General features: G+C 69.1%; 14 protein-coding genes. 8 read left to right on the forward strand and 6 right to left on the reverse strand.

The window, feature by feature from the left end; all coding sequences use genetic code 11:
* Nucleotides 1-57: 57 nt before the first annotated feature.
* Nucleotides 58-360, reverse strand: a complete 303-nt coding sequence (locus tag ACFVHY_RS08415; RefSeq protein WP_159370640.1) for a DUF2631 domain-containing protein — start codon at nt 358-360, stop codon at nt 58-60.
* A 140-nt stretch (nt 361-500) separates the two neighbouring features.
* On the opposite strand from ACFVHY_RS08415, the gene dxr reads away from it, so the two are divergent.
* The 5 genes from dxr to ACFVHY_RS08440 all read left to right on the forward strand — a co-directional run bounded on the left by dxr (nt 501) and on the right by ACFVHY_RS08440 (nt 6,984).
* Nucleotides 501-1,676 (forward strand): 1-deoxy-D-xylulose-5-phosphate reductoisomerase, encoded by a 1,176-nt coding sequence (gene dxr, locus ACFVHY_RS08420; RefSeq protein ID WP_390270753.1) that lies wholly within the window; start codon nt 501-503, stop codon nt 1,674-1,676.
* Nucleotides 1,677-1,727: 51 nt separating this feature from the next.
* The gene (locus ACFVHY_RS08425; RefSeq protein WP_390270756.1) at nt 1,728-2,957 is read left to right on the forward strand and encodes a M50 family metallopeptidase; all 1,230 of its coding nucleotides are present in this window, start codon (nt 1,728-1,730) and stop codon (nt 2,955-2,957) included.
* 70 nt (nt 2,958-3,027) lie between these two features.
* Nucleotides 3,028-4,215, forward strand: coding sequence for a flavodoxin-dependent (E)-4-hydroxy-3-methylbut-2-enyl-diphosphate synthase (gene ispG / locus ACFVHY_RS08430; RefSeq protein WP_390270759.1), 1,188 nt, complete (start codon nt 3,028-3,030; stop codon nt 4,213-4,215).
* 32 nt (nt 4,216-4,247) lie between these two features.
* A complete protein-coding gene (locus ACFVHY_RS08435; protein ID WP_065628972.1) occupies nt 4,248-5,084 on the forward strand; it encodes a GNAT family N-acetyltransferase in 837 nt (278 codons plus the stop codon).
* A gap of 58 nt (nt 5,085-5,142) precedes the next feature.
* Complete coding sequence (locus ACFVHY_RS08440) at nt 5,143-6,984, forward strand: penicillin-binding transpeptidase domain-containing protein (RefSeq protein WP_390270762.1); 1,842 nt, start codon at nt 5,143-5,145, stop codon at nt 6,982-6,984.
* 28 nt (nt 6,985-7,012) lie between these two features.
* Here ACFVHY_RS08440 and ACFVHY_RS08445 read toward each other — a convergent pair whose 3' ends face one another.
* From ACFVHY_RS08445 to ACFVHY_RS08460, 4 genes are all read right to left on the reverse strand, one after another.
* Entirely contained in the window at nt 7,013-7,816 is an 804-nt protein-coding gene (locus ACFVHY_RS08445; RefSeq protein ID WP_390270765.1) for a heme ABC transporter ATP-binding protein, read from the reverse strand.
* The gene (locus ACFVHY_RS08450) at nt 7,810-8,946 is read right to left on the reverse strand and encodes a FecCD family ABC transporter permease (protein WP_390270768.1); all 1,137 of its coding nucleotides are present in this window, start codon (nt 8,944-8,946) and stop codon (nt 7,810-7,812) included. The genes ACFVHY_RS08445 and ACFVHY_RS08450 overlap by 7 nt, the downstream gene beginning before the upstream one ends.
* Entirely contained in the window at nt 8,943-9,965 is a 1,023-nt protein-coding gene (locus ACFVHY_RS08455; RefSeq protein WP_390270772.1) for a hemin ABC transporter substrate-binding protein, read from the reverse strand. Before ACFVHY_RS08455 ends, ACFVHY_RS08450 begins: the two co-directional genes overlap by 4 nt.
* Nucleotides 9,966-10,255: 290 nt before the next feature.
* On the reverse strand, nt 10,256-11,533 hold the full coding sequence (locus tag ACFVHY_RS08460) for an MFS transporter (protein ID WP_390270775.1): 1,278 nt from the start codon (nt 11,531-11,533) through the stop codon (nt 10,256-10,258).
* Nucleotides 11,534-11,869: 336 nt separating this feature from the next.
* Between ACFVHY_RS08460 and map the strand changes: the two genes are divergently transcribed.
* Nucleotides 11,870-12,733 (forward strand): type I methionyl aminopeptidase, encoded by an 864-nt coding sequence (gene map, locus ACFVHY_RS08465; protein ID WP_390270778.1) that lies wholly within the window; start codon nt 11,870-11,872, stop codon nt 12,731-12,733.
* A gap of 62 nt (nt 12,734-12,795) precedes the next feature.
* Here map and ACFVHY_RS08470 read toward each other — a convergent pair whose 3' ends face one another.
* Nucleotides 12,796-15,009: a protein kinase gene (locus ACFVHY_RS08470; protein WP_390270781.1), complete on the reverse strand. Its 2,214-nt coding sequence runs from the start codon at nt 15,007-15,009 to the stop codon at nt 12,796-12,798.
* 163 nt (nt 15,010-15,172) lie between these two features.
* Between ACFVHY_RS08470 and ACFVHY_RS08475 the strand changes: the two genes are divergently transcribed.
* Complete coding sequence (locus ACFVHY_RS08475; protein WP_390271487.1) at nt 15,173-16,732, forward strand: cobyric acid synthase; 1,560 nt, start codon at nt 15,173-15,175, stop codon at nt 16,730-16,732.
* Nucleotides 16,733-16,807: 75 nt separating this feature from the next.
* Nucleotides 16,808-17,611, forward strand: a complete 804-nt coding sequence (locus tag ACFVHY_RS08480; protein ID WP_390271489.1) for an alpha/beta fold hydrolase — start codon at nt 16,808-16,810, stop codon at nt 17,609-17,611.
* Nucleotides 17,612-17,613 lie beyond the last annotated feature (2 nt).

Consider the following 17,613-nt stretch of genomic DNA (forward strand, 5'->3'; position numbering starts at 1 on the left):
ACAAACGCCGAGCGGATCACCGCTCGGCGTTCGTCGTAGATGTGGCGAGGCGTCCGGTCAGGACCACTTGCCGCGGTTCATCCACCACCCGCGCACCACGAGGAAGAGCGTGCCCGCGGCGAAGGCGATGAGGTACAGGTCCTCGATGCGTCCGGTGTGGTTGCCGATGATCATCGCGAGCAGGAACAGCGCGAAGAAGATGGCCGCACCGTAGAAGGTCTTGGTCCCCGCTCCGTGCCAGCCGAACCGGGCGGACGGGGCATCGGCGGGCTCGCGGCGCCAGCCGGTGTCGATGACCTCGACTTCGCCATGCCCTCCATCGCCGTGCCCCACAGTGTGCTCAACATCGGTGCTTGCCACAGCCACTCCTCACAGCGCGGACGTCAGATGTCTGACGATCGGTAGTAGTTCTCCGAGCAGCATAGCGGCACCCCCCGCCCGCAGGTCGGTCCGGTGTCACCGGCGGCGGTTCGTCGACGAGGATGGTCCAGAATGGGTGCGTGCCCACACGCGTGCTGATTCTCGGCTCCACCGGTTCCATCGGCGTCCAGGCTCTCGAGGTGATCGCCGAGCACCCGGATCGCTTCGAGGTCGCCGGTCTGGGTGCCGGCGGGTCGAATCCCGATCTGCTCGCCGATCAGGCCGCCGCGTTCGGCGTGCCGGCCTCGCGGATCGCCGTCGCGGACGCCACGCGGGCGCAGGAACTCGGCGAACGTCTCGGCGGCCGGGTCCTGAATGGACCGGACGCCATGTGCGATCTGGTCGACGCCGTCGCCGCGGACACCGGGGTCGACGTGATCCTCAACGCCGTCGTCGGCTCGATCGGTCTGGCGCCCAGCCTCGCCGCACTCCGATCGGGTGCCCGGCTCGCGCTGGCCAACAAGGAGTCACTCGTCGCGGGCGGGGCGCTCGTCCTCGACGCGGCCGCCCCGGGGCAGATCGTCCCGGTCGACTCCGAGCATTCCGCGATCGCACAGTGTCTGCGCGCGGGAACATCCGCCGAGGTGGACCGACTGGTCCTCACCGCGTCGGGTGGCCCGTTCCGCGGATGGACCCGTGCGCAACTCGAGGACGTCACCCCCGAGCAGGCCGGCCGACATCCCACGTGGTCGATGGGCCCGATGATCACGCTCAACTCCGCGACCCTGGTCAACAAGGCCCTCGAGGTCATCGAGGCGCACCTGCTGTTCGACGTGGACTACGACCACATCGACGTCACCGTCCACCCGCAGTCGATCGTGCACTCGATGGTGACCTTCGTCGACGGTGCCACCGTGGCGAAGGCCTCACCGCCGTCGATGAAGCTGCCCATCGCCCTGGCCCTGGGATGGCCGAACCGGGTGCCCGGATCGTCGACGGCCTGCGACTTCTCGACCGCGTCGTCGTGGACGTTCGAGCCCGTTGACGACGCGGTGTTCCCGGCGATCGACCTGGCTCGACGCGCCGGTGCGGCGGGAGGCAGCCTGACGGCCGTCTACAACGCGGCCAACGAGGCCGCCGCAGCAGGGTTCTTCGCAGGTGCGATCCGGTTCCCGCGCATCGTCGAGGTCATCGAGGAGGTGCTCGGCGAGGCAGATCAGTGGCGCCGGACGCCAGGTACTGTGGAAGAGGTCTTCGCCGCCGATCGGTGGGCCCGGGATCGTGCTGCGCAGCTGGTCGCGGCCGCATCCGTCTGATCGGCGGCTGTCGTGAGCGGGTGCGCCCCGTGATCCGGATGGAGTAGGTACGTGAGTTTCGCGATCGGCGTCACGCTGTTCGCCGTGGCGCTGTTGCTGTCGGTCGCCTGGCATGAGTGCGGCCACATGTGGGCCGCACAGGCGACGGGCATGAAGGTCCGGCGGTACTTCGTCGGCTTCGGTCCCACGATCTGGTCCACCCGGCGCGGCGAGACCGAGTACGGGATCAAGGCGCTGCCGCTGGGCGGTTTCTGCGACATTGCCGGGATGACCCCGCACGAGGAACTGGCCTGGGACGAGAAGGACCGGGCGATGTACAAGCAGAAGGCCTGGAAACGCCTGGTCGTGCTGTTCGCCGGACCGGCCCAGAACTTCCTCCTCGGTTTCGTCCTCATCATCATCGTCGGCCTGACGTTCGGCCTGCCGAACCTCAACCCCGGCCCGACTCCGGCAACCGTCGGCAAGACCCAGTGCGTCCCGTCGACGATCACCATCGAAGGCAACGAGCAGACCGACGCGCCCTGCGCCGGCACCGGCCCCGCGGGTGCCGCCGGGTTGCTCCCCGGTGACGACATCGTGGCGATCAACGGTCAGCCGGTCGGGCAGGCGTCGGATCTGACCCCGGTGATCCGCGAGTCCACCGGCCCGGTCGCGCTGACGGTCGACCGCGACGGTCAGCGACTCGAGCTGACGATGACCCCCGAGCCCACCACTGTGACGGCGAGGAACGCCGACGGCACCTCCGAGACCCAGACCTACAACATGGTCGGCATCGCCTACGACGTCCCGCCGACGATGATCCAGTACGGCGTGACCGACATCGTGCCCGGCGCGATCGGCTTCACGGGCGACCTGTTCGTCGAGACCTGGAACGCACTGCTGTCCCTGCCGTCGAAGATCGGTGCGCTGTGGACGGCAGTCACCGGCGGTGAACGTGCCCTCGACACCCCGGTCAGCGTCTACGGCGCCTCGGTGCTCGGCGGCCAGGCCGTCGAGCGTGGTCTGTGGGACATGTTCTGGATGCTCCTGATCAGCATCAACTTCTTCCTGGGCCTGTTCAACCTGGTCCCGCTACTCCCGCTCGACGGCGGTCACATGGCGATCGTCGGCTACGAGAAGGGCCGCGACACCGTGCGGCGCTGGTTCGGCCGGGCACCCGGCGGGGCCGTCGACTACTACAAACTGCTCCCGATCACGTACGCCGCCGTGGTGATCATGGCCGGCTTCATGGTCCTCACGCTGACGGCCGACATCGTCAACCCGATCAACCCGTGGCAGTGACCCGGGCGATCCGGATCGCCGTCCGGCGCCGAATACCACCAGAGAACCGAAACCCCCAGAGGTGAACGAGATGAACGCCCCGACTCCCGCGACCGCAGTGCCGATCGGACTCGGCATGCCCGCCGGGCCACCGCCGGTGCTCGCCCCGCGTCGGAAGACCCGGCAGTTCTTCGTCGGCTCGGTCGGCGTCGGCAGCGACCACCCGATCTCGGTGCAGTCGATGACGACCACCAAGACCCACGACATCAACGCCACCCTGCAGCAGATCGCGGAGTTGACGGCCTCGGGGTGCGACATCGTGCGGGTCGCGTGCCCACGTCCCGAAGACGCCGATGCGCTGCCGATCATCGCCAAGAAGTCCAAGATCCCGGTGATCGCCGACATCCACTTCCAGCCGAAGTACATCTTCGCCGCGATCGACGCCGGTTGTGCCGCCGTGCGCGTCAACCCGGGCAACATCAAGGAGTTCGACGGGCGGGTCAAGGAGGTCGCCAAGGCGGCCGGTGATGCCGGGATCCCCATCCGGATCGGCGTCAACGCCGGGTCCCTCGACAAGCGGATCCTGCAGAAGTACGGCAAGGCGACCCCGGAGGCGCTCGTCGAGTCGGCGCTGTGGGAGGCGGGGCTGTTCGAGGAGCACGGCTTCGGCGACATCAAGATCTCGGTGAAGCACAACGACCCGGTGATCATGGTGGAGGCCTACCGCCAGCTCGCCGCCGCCTGTGACTACCCGCTGCACCTTGGCGTCACCGAGGCCGGGCCCGCGTTCCAGGGCACGATCAAGTCCGCCGTCGCCTTCGGCGCGCTGCTCAGCGAGGGCATCGGCGACACCATCCGGGTGTCCCTGTCGGCCCCGCCGGCCGAGGAGATCAAGGTCGGCGACCAGATCCTGCAGTCGCTGAATCTCCGCCCGCGCAAACTCGAGATCGTCTCGTGCCCGTCGTGTGGCCGCGCCCAGGTCGACGTCTACAAGCTGGCCGACGAGGTCACCGCCGGACTCGAGGGCATGGAGGTCCCGCTGCGCGTGGCCGTGATGGGGTGCGTCGTCAACGGCCCCGGTGAGGCCCGCGAGGCCGACCTCGGCGTGGCCTCCGGGAACGGCAAGGGGCAGATCTTCGTCAAGGGCGAGGTCATCAAGACGGTTCCCGAGGCACAGATCGTGGAGACCTTGATCGAAGAAGCGCTGCGGATCGCCGAGGAATCAGGAGAAACTGGAGACGGTACTCACGTGGGCCCGCCCGTGGTGACCGTTTCCTAGGTCGGCGGCAGGCTCGAGAGGGAGGAGCGGCGTTGCTGAAGCTACTGGGCGACAAGCCGCTCGGCGCTCGCGATGCGGCTGCTGTCGAACGTGTCCTCACCTCGGACCCGGTGGCGATGTGCATGGTCGCGGCCCGCTTCGAGACGCACGGGATCAACCCTCGGCTGCTGGGCGGCGAGCTGTGGACCGCGCAGAATCCCGCGTCGTCCCTCTGCTTCTCCGGCGCCAACCTGATCCCGCTCACCGGTTCGCCCGAGGATCTCGACTACTTCTCCGACCGCGCCATCGCCGGACCGCGGGCATGCTCTTCCATCGTCGGCCGCGCCGACCTCGTGATGCAGATGTGGGAACAGATCGAGCCGGTGTGGGGTCCGGCGCGTGAGGTCCGGCCGGTGCAACCGCTGCTCGCCCTCACGTGTTGTGCAGCGGTACCCGCCGACCCGCTCGTGCGGCTGGTGACCCTCGACGACCTCGACGCGTACATGCCCGCGGCCATCGACATGTTCATCGGCGAGGTCGGTGTCGATCCGACGGCCGGCGACGGCGGTCGTTCCTATCGACGGCGCCTCGCCTCGCTCATCACCGCGCAGCGGGTGTTCGCCCGCTTCGACGGCCCCGACGTCGTGTTCAAGGCCGAGATCGGCTCGCTGTCCCGCCGGGTCGGCCAGATCCAGGGAGTCTGGGTGGATCCCGACCGGCGCGGTGAGGGACTGGGACTGGGTGGTACCGCGGCCGTCGCGGAGGCCGTCGCCGCTCACGGCCGCATTCCGAGTCTGTACGTCAACAGCTTCAACGTGACCGCGCGCGCGGTGTACGACCGCATCGGGTTCACCGAGGTCGGCACCTTCGCGACCGTCCTCGTCGACTGAGTGCACGCCCCGCGTGGCGTCGCGGGATTCCGGCCGGGCCACCCTAGACTCGACTGCGATGTGGCGCATGCGAACTCGATGGACCCCGGCGGTGATCGTCGCGGTGTGTGCTGCCATGACGGTGGCCACGGTCGGTTGTTCGGCCTCCGAGGACGACGGCCCGCGCCGCGCTGCGGAGCGCTTCCTGCAGGCCTACGCCGATCGAGAGGTCGCGTCCGCGGCGGCGCTGACCGACACCCCCGCTGACGCGGAGTCCGCGATGGAGTCGGCCTGGGCCGGGCTGGGTGCCGAGGCACTCGAGTCGCAGGCCGGGCGGGTCCGCGTCACCGGGGACACCGCCGAGGTGGACGTCGACTACACGTGGGCGCTGCCGCGGGGCCGCGACTGGGCCTACGACGCCACCCTGCGGATGGGCCGGTCCGACGACGGCTGGGCGGTGCGCTGGGCGTCGACGAACATCCATCCGAAACTCGGTGCCGATCAACGCCTTTCGCTCCAGATCGTCGAGGCGCCGCGCGCGACGGTCAATGAGTCCGACGGCTCGGAGGTGATGGTCAACGGCACTGTCGTGGGCGTCAACTTCGATGCGACCGCCGCCGCCGAACAGGGTGCGTCGGTCGCCGAGTCGGTGACCGGTGCGGTCGCGGTACTGCGCCGGTTCAGTCCCTCGCTCAACGAGCAGACGATCATCGAACAGGTCACCGCGAACCGGCAGCAGTACCCGCTCGCCCGGCTGTCCCACGACCAGTTCGACCGGTTGCGCGACCAACTGGCGATCCCCGGCGTCGTGACCAACGAACAGGCCGAACTGGTGCCCGAGGACCCGAGATTCGCGCCCGCCCTGCTGACCGAGGTCAAGAAGGTCGTCGACTCCGAGGTGTCGGGGCGGGCGGGCTGGCGGGTGGTGACGGTCAACCCCAACGGCCTCGACGCCGACGTCCTCGCCGACCACGACCCGGACCCCGCGCCGGCGGTCTCGCTGAGTCTGTCTCGGACGGTGCAGAACGCGGCCCAGCGAGCGGTCAACGCCACCAACCGGTTCCAGATCGCGCTGGTCGTCGTGCAGCCGTCCACCGGCAGGATCCTCGCGGTCGCACAGAATCCCGCGGCCGACCGGTCGGGGCCCATCGCGACGACCGGTCTGTACCCGCCCGGGTCGACCTTCAAGATGGTGACCGCCGCGGCCGCCATCAGCCATCGGATGGCCACCCCCGACACCCCCGTCGGATGTCCCGGTGCGATCCAGATCGGTCCGCGCCTGATCCCGAACTACGACGGGTTCTCGCTGGGGACGGTGTCGATGCTGCGGGCGTTCGCGCAGTCCTGTAACACCACGTTCGCCAAACTCGCCAGCGAGATGGGACCGTCGGATCTCGCGCACGCCGCGGCCGCGATGGGCGTCGGACAACACTACGAGATCGCCGGCCTCGACGCCGTGTCCGGCTCGGTGCCGATCGAGAACGAACTCGTCGCCCGCAGTGAGGACGGCTTCGGGCAGGGCAAGGTCCTCGTCTCGCCGCTGGGGCTGTCCCTGGTGGCCGCCACCGTTGCGAACGGTCGAAAGGCCCCGGTGCCGCAACTCATCCTGGACAAGCCCACGAAGGTCGAGGGACCGACGCCCACGATGGCGCCCGAGGTCTACGCCCAGCTGCGCCCGATGATGCGTGAGGTCATCACGAGCGGTACGGCGTCGGTGATCGACGGCCAGGGTGCGGTGTTCGGCAAGACCGGTGAGGCGGAGTTCGCCGGCGGGTCACACGCCTGGTTCGCCGGCTACCGCGGGGACATCGCCTTCGCCACCCTCGTCGTGGGCGGCGGTGACTCGAACAACGCGGTGGCCGTCACCCGCGACTTCTTCGCCGGTCTCGGTCCGGGCTACGCGGTGCGCCCTCTCTCCTGAGACGCCCTCACCCCAGTGGCACCATCGTCTAGGCGCTACCGGGTGTCCGGACGGGGAGGATCACCCGTCGCCCGGCATGTTCGATCACCTCGACGGGGTGGTCGTAGGTGTGGCTGAGCAGGTCGACGGTCATCACCTCCGGCGTGGGCCCGATCGCGAGCAGCCGGCCGTCCTTCATCACGGCCACCCGGTCGGCGTAGGCGGCGGCGAGGGTGAGGTCGTGCACCACCAGCAGCACGGCGTTGCCGGCATCGCGGTGGACGCGCAGGATGTCGAGGACCTGCTCCTGATGGTGGATGTCGAGTGCCGCGGTCGGCTCGTCGAGCATCATGACCGGGGTGTCCTGGGCGAGGGCACGACCCAGGGAGACCCGCGCCTGCTGGCCGCCGGAGAGTTGTCCGAACGGCCGGTCCGCGATGTCGCCGAGTTCGCAGAGTGCCATCGCGTCGGCGATCACGGTCGGGGAGTTCGCCGCGCGCGGTGTCCGCAGCCACGGGTAGCGGCCCATCGCGACGACCTGGGAAACGGTGAAGGGGGTATCTACCCGGTTCTGCTGGGTCACCAGCGAGCGGTGGCGGGCGAGTTCGCGCATCGAGGTCGTCGCGACGTCCCGGCCGTCGACCTCGATGTGACCGCGGTGCGGTGTGCGGGTGCCCGACAGCGCCGACAGCAGCGTGGACTTGCCGCATCCGTTGGGACCGACGAGGGCGACGAGTTCACCACGGCCGACGTCGAGGGTCACCTCGCTCACCACCTCGCGTCCGCCGAGAACGACCGAGACGTCTCGGGCGTGGATGCCCGGGGTCGTCGTCGCGGCGGTGTCGGTCACCATCCGGCACCCGCGTGACGGCTGCGACGCAACAGGATGAAGAAGACCGGGCCACCGATCAGGGACGTGAACATGCCGAGCGGGAGGTCGGCGTCACCGAGCATCGTCCGGGCGGCGAGGTCGGCGCCGGTGATGACCAGCGCTCCGCCGATCACGCTGGTGGGTAACAGGATCGCGTGGCGCGGTCCGACGATGAGGCGCATCACGTGCGGCACGATGAGGCCGACGAAGGCGATGATCCCGGCGAAAGCGACCGCAGCGGCGGTCAATACCGCGGTGAGGACGATCGCCTGCCGGCGGACGGCCTCCACGTTCACGCCGAGGGAGGCGGCCTGGATGTCGCCCAGGGCGAGCAGGTCGAGCTTCGAGACCAGGAACAGGCAGGCCGCGACACCTACGACGACGAGCGGTGCGACGACCCAGATCTCGCTCCAGGTGCGTCCGGCGAGTGAGCCGAGCTGCCAGAAGATGATCTGCTCGCGGGCGGCGGTGGTGGCCACGAAGGTGAGGAACGCGATGATCCCGGCCGCGAACGCGTTGACCGCGATACCGGTGAGCACCAGCATGATCGCCGACGACGAGCCGTCGCGGAGAGACAACACGTACACCGCCGCCGCGGTGATGAGGCCGAACACGAAGGCGGCCCCGGCGAGAGCCCAATTGCCCGCGGCACCACCGGCTCCGGCGGTCCCGCCGGCGAGCACGATCATCAGGCAGGCACCGACCGCGGCGCCCGAGGAGACGCCGATGATCCCCGGTTCGGCCAGCGGGTTCGCCAGCACTCCCTGCAGCAGACAGCCTGCGGCGCCGAGTGCGGCACCGACGAACAGTCCGAGCACGATGCGCGGGAAGCGCACGTTCCACAGTGCGCCTTCGCCGTTCGGGTGGGAGGGGAGCGGACCGAGATCGAGGTGGAAATGGTGGGCGAGGCTGCCGAGCACCTCGAGCGGCGGCACCGACACCTTTCCGGTGCCCGCGGACACGATGACGAGGACGACCAACGCGACCAGCATCACCGCCACCACCGTGAGGTCACGCACCCGATGCGACGCGCCGGCCTGAGCAGCGTTGACGGCCGACGGGGTCGTCGGCTCGGTCGCCGGGTCCGTCGTGGTCCGCGCTGGGTCGGTCATGCGTAGATCGACCTCGCGAGGGCGCCCAGCACCAGTCCGACCTCGGGACCGAATGCCAGGATCTGACTCTCGTCCATCTGGACGATCCGGCCGTTGCGACCGGCCTCGGTGTCGGCCACGCCCGGCAGGGTCAGCACTCCCTCGGGTCCGCCGACGGTCGCCGCGCCCTGGGTCATCACGAGGATCACGTCCGGGTCGGCGGTGATCATGGCCTCGGCGCTGATCGCGGTGAACGCGCCGGTGAGATCGGCCGCCGCGCCGGCATCCCGACCGCCGAGCGCCTCGATGAGGTCGTCGGCGCCCGATCCGGGCCCGGCCAGGAGCAGCAGGTTGCGTCCGCGGATGTAGAGGAACGCCATGGTGGGATCCCCGGACGGGTCCGGGACCAGCTCGCGGGCGTCCTCGATCTGCGCAGCGGTCCGGGCGACGAGCTTCTCCCCGGCGTCGGCGACGCCGAGTGCGGCTGCGACCGAGCGGATCAGGGCGTCGTTCGAGTCCAGATCCCGGATGGCCGGGAACACGACGACGGCGACGCCGGAGTCGCGGATCTGGTCGACCGCCGCGGTGGGCACAGTGGACTCGCTGATGAGCAGGACGCTCGGGTCAAGGGCGAGAACGGATTCCGCGTTGAGGCTGTGTCCGCGGTTGGTCACGACCGGTAGCGATCTCGCCGACGGGAACGCGGTGGACGTGTCGCGCCCCACCATGCGGGACCCGAGACCGAGGGCGTACACGATGTTGCCGAGTGTTCCGTTGATGTCCACGGCGATGATCCGGTCGGCATCGGCGACGGTCACGTCCCCGTACCGGAGCGAGTCGACGGTGGCGGGGAGTCGCGGTGTGGGGTTCTCGACGACGGGTGCGACGTCGGACTCCGCGAGCGTCGCGGTCTGCGGACCGTCGCGCAGATGCGCGCCCGGCGAGTGCCGCTCCTGCTCGATCGGGGTGACGAAGCACGCCGACAGGCTCAGCACGGTCAGCACCATCACCAGCGCCGCCCGTAACCCCCTGGTCCGCACCGCACACCTCCATCGTCGACTCCGATGCCCTCCCATCGGCTCCTCCCGGCGAGACCGGCCACTACCACGTCATGCCGATGGCGTGAAATCGCAAAATGTAGCTCTGAACTGGCCCGATGGGATAAATGGGATCTGCGTACTCGTGCTTCCAGAGCGCCCTGTCCGTTGAGCGAGTCTACATCGCTGCCGATCCGCACCATCGAGCAGCGTGCGGGCAACGTCGGCACCGACACCGACGTCACGACACGCCCCTACGATTCGGAGTGTCGCGAACATGCCGTGGCGACAGATCAGTGGGCCCCAGTCACCGAACCCACGAGGTCGACACCCCGGGGTTCCCGGAGCATCGTGAGCGCGACCAGCGTGATGCACGCCGCGATGACCATGATGAGGATCAAGGGCAGACTCGAACCGCCGGTCGCCAGGACCAGCGTCGCGGCGAGCATCGGGGTGAAGCCTGCTCCCAGCAGGCTCGCCATCTGATAACCCATCGAGACGCCCGTGTACCTGACTTCGGTGTCGAACATCTCCGAGAACATGGATGCCAACGGTGAATACATGAGATTCTGGACCACTTGTCCGACCATCATGCCTACCGTCAACAGCCAGATCGATCCACTTCCGGCCATGGCATACATGGGCCATGCCCACCCGACCGCGCCGACCGCACCGGCGACCACCACAGGTTTACGGCCCACGAAGTCGGACAGGGCAGAGAAGGCGGGGATCGTGAAGGTGGACATGATGTTCACGATCAGCAGAGCCTGAATGACCTCGGGTCGACTGAAGCCGACTCCGGTCCCGTACGCAATCATGTACGAACTGATCAGGGCGGTCAGGGCGAAGGGGCCGATTCCAACAGCGCATGCCAGGACGAGGGGCCGCTTCTGGTTCTTGAGGATCTCCAGCGCCGGAACCCTGCGCGTCGACTTCTCCCTGTCCCGGGCTCCGGCCTCCTCGAAGACCGGGCTTTCGGTGACGCTGAGGCGGACATAGAGACCCAGGATCAGAAGAATCGCGCTGACCAAGAACGGTATGCGCCAACCCCACGATTCGAAATCTTCGTCTGGTAGGAGTGTCACCAGCGCGACGGCGCCCGTGGCCACCAGGCTGCCGACCGAGGAGCCCATCTGCATGATGCCCACCCAACTCCCGCGCCTACGTGCACCCGCGTGCTCGATGACCATCAGGGCGGCGCCCCCGTATTCCCCGCCTACCGCGATGCCCTGGACCGTGCGCAGCACGATCAGCAGAACCGGGGCGGCGATACCGATCGAGTCATAGCCGGGTAAGACGCCGATCAGCGTACTGGCCACACCCATCAGCATCATCGAAGCGACCAGCGTTCTCTTCCGGCCGAGCCGGTCGCCGTAGTGGCCGAAGATCAGGCCGCCGACCGGTCGCGCGACATATCCCGCAGCGAGCGTGCCGAAGGCCGCGATCGTGGCGACCCCACCGCTGCCCGACTCGGGAAAGAACAACGAACCGAAGACGAGTGCTGCCATCGTGCTGTAGAGCAAGAAGTCGTAGTACTCGATCGCGGTGCCGAGGAAGCTGGAAACCGCCACACGTAGGACGCTCGGCGAACTGCGTTGACCGACCCTTTCCGGATCGTCGGTCTCGATAAGAGATCGGTCGTCGTGAGTGTCTCGGTTCAGCAAGGTTCAAACCCCTCTGCGCATTTCGACTCGACCAAGCATTCGCGTGGTTGTGGTGACGGTCGTCGAATATCGGCGGCGGGGAGGGATCCTTGCCAGTGCGCTTCCCGGTCAGCAGGAGTGCGCGGTGAGTGACCGGGGCGAGAGTCCGTCGGTCGTGAGTCGGTCACCGCGATCAGCGCATTCGTCGCCGGATGGGTGCCCGCCCACGGGCCTCGCCGCGACGGGCAGGGATAGTCTGGTCGCATGCCAGTTCGCAGTGCCCTCACGCCGGGGATCGTGTCGCCCATCCGGTCCGTGCCCGACTCCATCGAACGTCCCGAATACGTGTGGAAGCCGACGGTGAACGAGGGCCATGAGCCCTGGGTGCAGACCGCCGAGACGATCGAGAAGATGCGCATCGCGAGCAAGATCGCGGCCAACGCACTCGCCGAGGCGGGCAAGGCCGTCGCCCCGGGCGTGACCACCGACGAACTCGACGCGATCGCGCACGAGTACATGATCGACCACGGTGCCTACCCGTCGACCCTGGGCTACAAGGACTTTCCGAAGTCGTGCTGCACCTCGCTGAACGAGGTGATCTGCCACGGCATCCCGGATTCGACGGTGATCGAGGCCGGGGACATCGTCAACATCGACGTCACCGCCTACATCCACGGCGTGCACGGCGACACCAATGCGACCTTCCTCGCCGGCGACGTCGACCAGGAGGCCGCCGATCTCGTCGAGCGGACGCGGATCGCGACCGAGCGCGCCATCAAGGCCGTCAAACCGGGTCGCGAGCTGAATGTCATCGGTCGGGTCATCGAGTCCTACGCGAACAGGTTCGGCTACACGGTCGTGCGCGATTTCACCGGCCACGGCATCGGTGAGACCTTCCACAACGGACTGATCGTGCTGCACTACGACGAGCCGAATGTCGATACTGTCCTCGAACCCGGGATGGTCTTCACCATCGAGCCGATGATCAACCTCGGCGCACTGCCGTGGAAGATGTGGGACGACGGCTGGACCGTGGTGACCGCCGACCGCCGGTGGACCGCGCAGTTCGAGCACACCCTCGTCGTCACCGACGACGGCGCCGAGATCCTCACTGTGCCCGACAATTGAGGTTCGGCCCGACAACTGAGGTTCGGCCCGACAACTGAGGTTCGGCCCGACAGCCGAGAGGGTCAGGCGGGGAAGCGGACGGGTTGCGGTTCGCTGCTCGTCGTGGTCGTCCCGTTGCCGAGCTGACCCTGGCCGTTGAGGCCCCAGCAGTACATCTCGTCGTCCGCGACGGCGCACACGTTCGCCGAACCGGTGGTGACCTCGGTGACCTCCGACAGTCCGTTGACGCGGTCGGGGCTCTTGTCCGGCTGATCGCTGCGCGAACCCCAGCAGTAGGCGGAGCTGCCCGCGGCGGCGCATCCGCCATAGGCCGCCGTGGACACCTCGGTGGCCCCGCGGACGTCGATGCGGGTCGGGGTGCGCCGGTTCTGCTCGGTGCCGTCGCCGAGCTGGCCGCTGGTGTTCTGGCCCCAGCAGAACACGCCGCCGGAGCCGGCGACCGCACACGTCGAGTACAGGCTCGTGCTGATCGACGTGGGCGAATCGAGTCCGAGGACCCGGGTCGGCGTGAGGCGGTCGAGTGTGGTGCCGTCGCCGATCTGGCCTTCCCGGTTGTTGCCCCAGCAGTACGCCGAACCGCCGGCGATGGCGCAACTCGTGGTGTGCGACGTGGACACGGCGGTCACGTCCGAAAGACCGGCGACGCGGGTGGGCACGTCCACCGACCCGGTACTGCCGTTGCCGACCTGGCCGCTAGCGTTGTTGCGCCAGCAGTAGGCGTCGCCGTCGCTGATCGCGCAGATCGTCAGCCCGACCGACACCGCCGACACCCGGGACAGGCCGGACACCTTCGTCGGCAGCGGCACGTTCTGCCCGGGCGGTCCGATCCCGTAACCCCAGCAGTAGAGGTCTCCGGAACTGATCGCGCAGGTCGTCCCGAGGCCGCCCATGCTGACCGCCGAGACGTTCGAGATGCCGGTGACCGCGACCGGGCGCGGGCGGTCGGTGGTCGTACCGTCGCCCAGCGTGCCCCGTTCGTTGTCGCCCCAGCAGTACAGCTGGGCCTCGCGCACCGCGCACGTGCTGTCGCCGCTGGACGCGATGGACTCGAACGTGTCGCTGCCGGTGGATGATCCGCCAGTGGTGCTGGGCGGCGTCGTCGATGACCCGGCGACCGGCGCTGTCTGAGGATCCGATCCCGATCCGCTGAGGGCGATCGCGGCGCCGACGACACCGACGACGAGGACGACGACGCCGAGTACCGCGGCGACGATCCACGCGGTGCGTGAGCCTGTTCCCCGGGATCCCGGGCCGGGTCCGTGGGGTCCGCCGGGACCGGTCACATATCCGGGTGGTGGACCCGGCGGCGGTCCGCCGGGACCGTACGCCGGGAACGGTGGGTGACCGCCGGGTGGCTGGGCGCGGTGGGCCACCGGGTGCACCGGCGCCTGCTGGGTGGGCGGCGGTGGGGAGAACGGACGGCCGGGTGCCTGCGGCGCGACGACGGAGGGCGCCGTCGACGCGATCTCGACCGCCCGGGCGAGCGCCGCGGCGAACTCGGAGCAGGACGCGAACCGGTCGGCGGGGTTCTTGGCGAGGGCGCGCGCGAACACGGCATCGAGGTGGACGAGGTCGGGGCGGCGCTCGGAGATCCGCGGTGCGGGCGTGTTGACGTGGCCGGCGATCAGGGCCATCGGGGTCTGCCCGGGGTAGGGCTGCGATCCGGTGAGCAGCTGGAACGTCGTGCACGCGAGCGCGTACTGGTCCGACGCCGGGATTGCCGGTTCGCCGGTGAGGATCTCGGGTGCGGCGTAGGCGAGGGTGCCGACGAACAGGTTGGTCGCGGTCATCTTCGCGCCGTCCATCAGGCGGGCGATGCCGAAATCGAGCACGGTGACCCGGGAGATCCGGCCGTCGGGGCCGCGGGCGACCACGATGTTCGCGGGTTTGATGTCGCGGTGGATGACGCGCCGGGTGTGGGCATAGTCGAGCGCGTCGGCGACCTTGCCGACGACCGTCACCACGTCGTCGACCGACAGTGCCGACGCGGCGGCGAGGTCCTCGCCTTCGAGGTAGGACATCGAGAACCACGGGCTGCCGTTCTCCACGCCGTGGGTGTAGACCGTGACGATGCCGGGGTGATCGAGGGCCGCGGCGGTGCGGGCCTCGTTGCGAAACCGCTCGGCGAAACTGGGATCGGCGGGGTTCGGCGAGATGATCTTGAGGGCCTCGCGGCGGCCCAGGGTGGGGTGTTCGACGAGCCAGACCTGTCCCATGCCGCCACGCCCGAGCATCGAGAGGACGCGATATCCGGCGAACACGGACCCGGGCTTCACGACCTCCACGTCCGATGACCCCCCTTGACTCTGAACGACCGGCTGTCGACCTGTTCGTCCGGGTCACTGTATCGAGACCCGCACGGCCGCGAGGTGAACGGTGGGACTTGTGAACGACGCCACCGTGGTCGCGGCGTCGGGTTCGGCCTCTAGTCTGTTCCGGGTGGACGGACTCGGTGGCGCATTGCTCGTGGGCGGTACCAGCAGCGATGCCGGGAAGAGCCTCATCGTCGCCGGGCTGTGCCGTGCGCTGCGGCGCACCGGTGTGCGGGTCGCACCGTTCAAGGCGCAGAACATGTCCAACAACTCGGTGGTCACCCTCGACGGCGGCGAGATCGGTCGTGCGCAGGCGTTGCAGGCGTTCGCCTGTGGCCTCGAACCCTCCACCAGGTTCAACCCGGTGCTGCTGAAACCGGGCAGTGACCGCCGCTCGCACGTGATCCTCCGCGGTCGGCCCGCCGGAGACGTCGGGGCCGCCGACTACCTGCACTGGCGGGCGCGGCTGCGCGCCGTCGTCGCCGACGAGTTGGCCGGTCTCCGACGCGACTTCGACGTGGTCCTCTGCGAAGGTGCGGGTTCGGTCGCCGAGATCAACCTGCGCGCCAACGACATCGCGAATCTCGGTCTCGCACAGGCGGCGGACCTGCCGGTGCTCCTGGTCACCGACATCGACCGCGGCGGGTCGCTGGCCCATCTGTTCGGTACCACCGCGGTCCTCGACGACGCCGATCAACGGCTGATCGCGGGGTTCGTGGTCAACAAGTTCCGTGGTGATCCGTCGATCCTCGAGCCGGGACTGCGGCAGGTCGAGGCGATCACGGGACGGCCGACGCTCGGGGTGGTGCCCTTCGCCGACGACCTGTGGCTCGACGCCGAGGACTCGCTCGCGGCGCCGGTCGGGCGGCGGGTCGGGCCGCCGCGCTCGTTCACCGGATCCTCCGGGACCGGAGGTCCCCGATTGCGGGTCGCCGCCATCCGCCTGCCCCGGATCTCCAATTCGACCGACGTCGAGGCGCTGGCCTGCGAACCCGGTGTCGACGTCACCTGGGTCGACGACCCGGCCGGGGTGGCGGCCGCCGACCTCGTCGTGCTGCCCGGCACCCGCGCCACCGTGACCGACCTCGAGTGGCTGCGGGCGCGCGGTCTCGGGGAGGCGCTCACCGAACGTGCGGCCCGCGGACGTCCGATCGTCGCCGTGTGCGGCGGATTCCAGATGCTGGGCCGCACCCTCGACGACCGGGTGGAATCCGGTCGCGGGCGGGTGCCCGGACTGGGGGTGTTCGACCTCGACATCGAGTTCCACGCCGAGAAAACCGTGCGGCAGGTGACCGGGACCGGCGACGGCGCGTCCGGCGTCGCGATCAGCGGCTACGAGATCCATCACGGCCGGGTGACCCGATCGGCCGAGAACACGTGGATCGTCGACGACCGGCACGGTCCGGAGGGCGCGGTGCGGGGGGCGGTCCGGGGTACCCACTGGCACGGACTGCTGGCGTGCAACGACTTCCGGCGTCGACTTCTGGCCGACGTGGCGGCCGAGGCCGGGGTCCGTGGATTCCGCGTCGCGCCGGACACCGACGTCGAGGCGGTGCGGCGCCGGCAGGTCGACACGATGGCCGATCTCGTCACCGAACACCTCGACCTCGACGCCATCATGCGGCTGATCCGACAAGGGCCGCCGCGCCACCCCAAGGTCATCCGTCACCACCTCGAGGACTTGTAGACGCCGGGGTCGTGGAGACGGGTTATCGTGGGCGCCATGACTGAAGACCGCCCCATGATCGACGACCGACGTCAGGTGACCGTGGGCGGCCTCACCTTCGACGTCCGGATCGGGGGACCGGAGACCGGTCCGTGGGTTCTGCTGCTGCACGGGTTCCCGGTGAACGGGAGCTGCTACGACGACGTATTGCCGCGCCTGCACGAGTCGGGGCTGCGGACACTGGTCATCGATCAACGTGGGTACAGCCCCGGCGCGCGGCCGCCCGGGGTGGACGACTACCGGCTCACCCACCTCGTGTCCGATGTGATCGGGGTTCTCGACGCCCTCGGCATCGGCTACGCGATCCTCGTCGGGCACGACTGGGGCGGCATCGTCGCGTGGCATCTCGCCGGGAAGTACCCCGACCGGTTCACCGGGCTCGTCGTCGCCAGCACCGGGCATCCGTCGGCCATGCGCGACGCGCTCGTCGGTAGCGACCAGCGTGAACGTTCTTCGTACATCCTCGATTTCGTGGCCGACGGGGCCGAGGAGAGGCTGCTCGCCGACGACGCCGCCGAGCTGCGGGCGGTCGGCATCTCCGAGGACGAACTCGCCCCGCTGCGGGAATCGGGTGCCCTGACCGCGGCACTGAACTGGTACCGCGCGAACTTCACCGGCGACATCAAGGCGACGATGGCGTGCCCGCCGGTCGAGATCCCGACCACGCTGCTGTGGAGCGACGCCGACACCGCCCTGGGTCGCGAACAGGCGCAGGGCAGCGGCCGGTACGTCTACGGCGACTTCCGCTACTGCGAACTCGCGGGCGTGGACCACTGGATTCCGCAGCGCGCGGCCCCGGCCCTCGCCAGCGAGATCGCCCTGCGCTCAACGATTTTCTGAGC

Origin of the sequence: Gordonia sp. NPDC127522 (assembly GCF_042672305.1) — a bacterium.
Lineage (GTDB): Bacteria > Actinomycetota > Actinomycetes > Mycobacteriales > Mycobacteriaceae > Gordonia > Gordonia hongkongensis.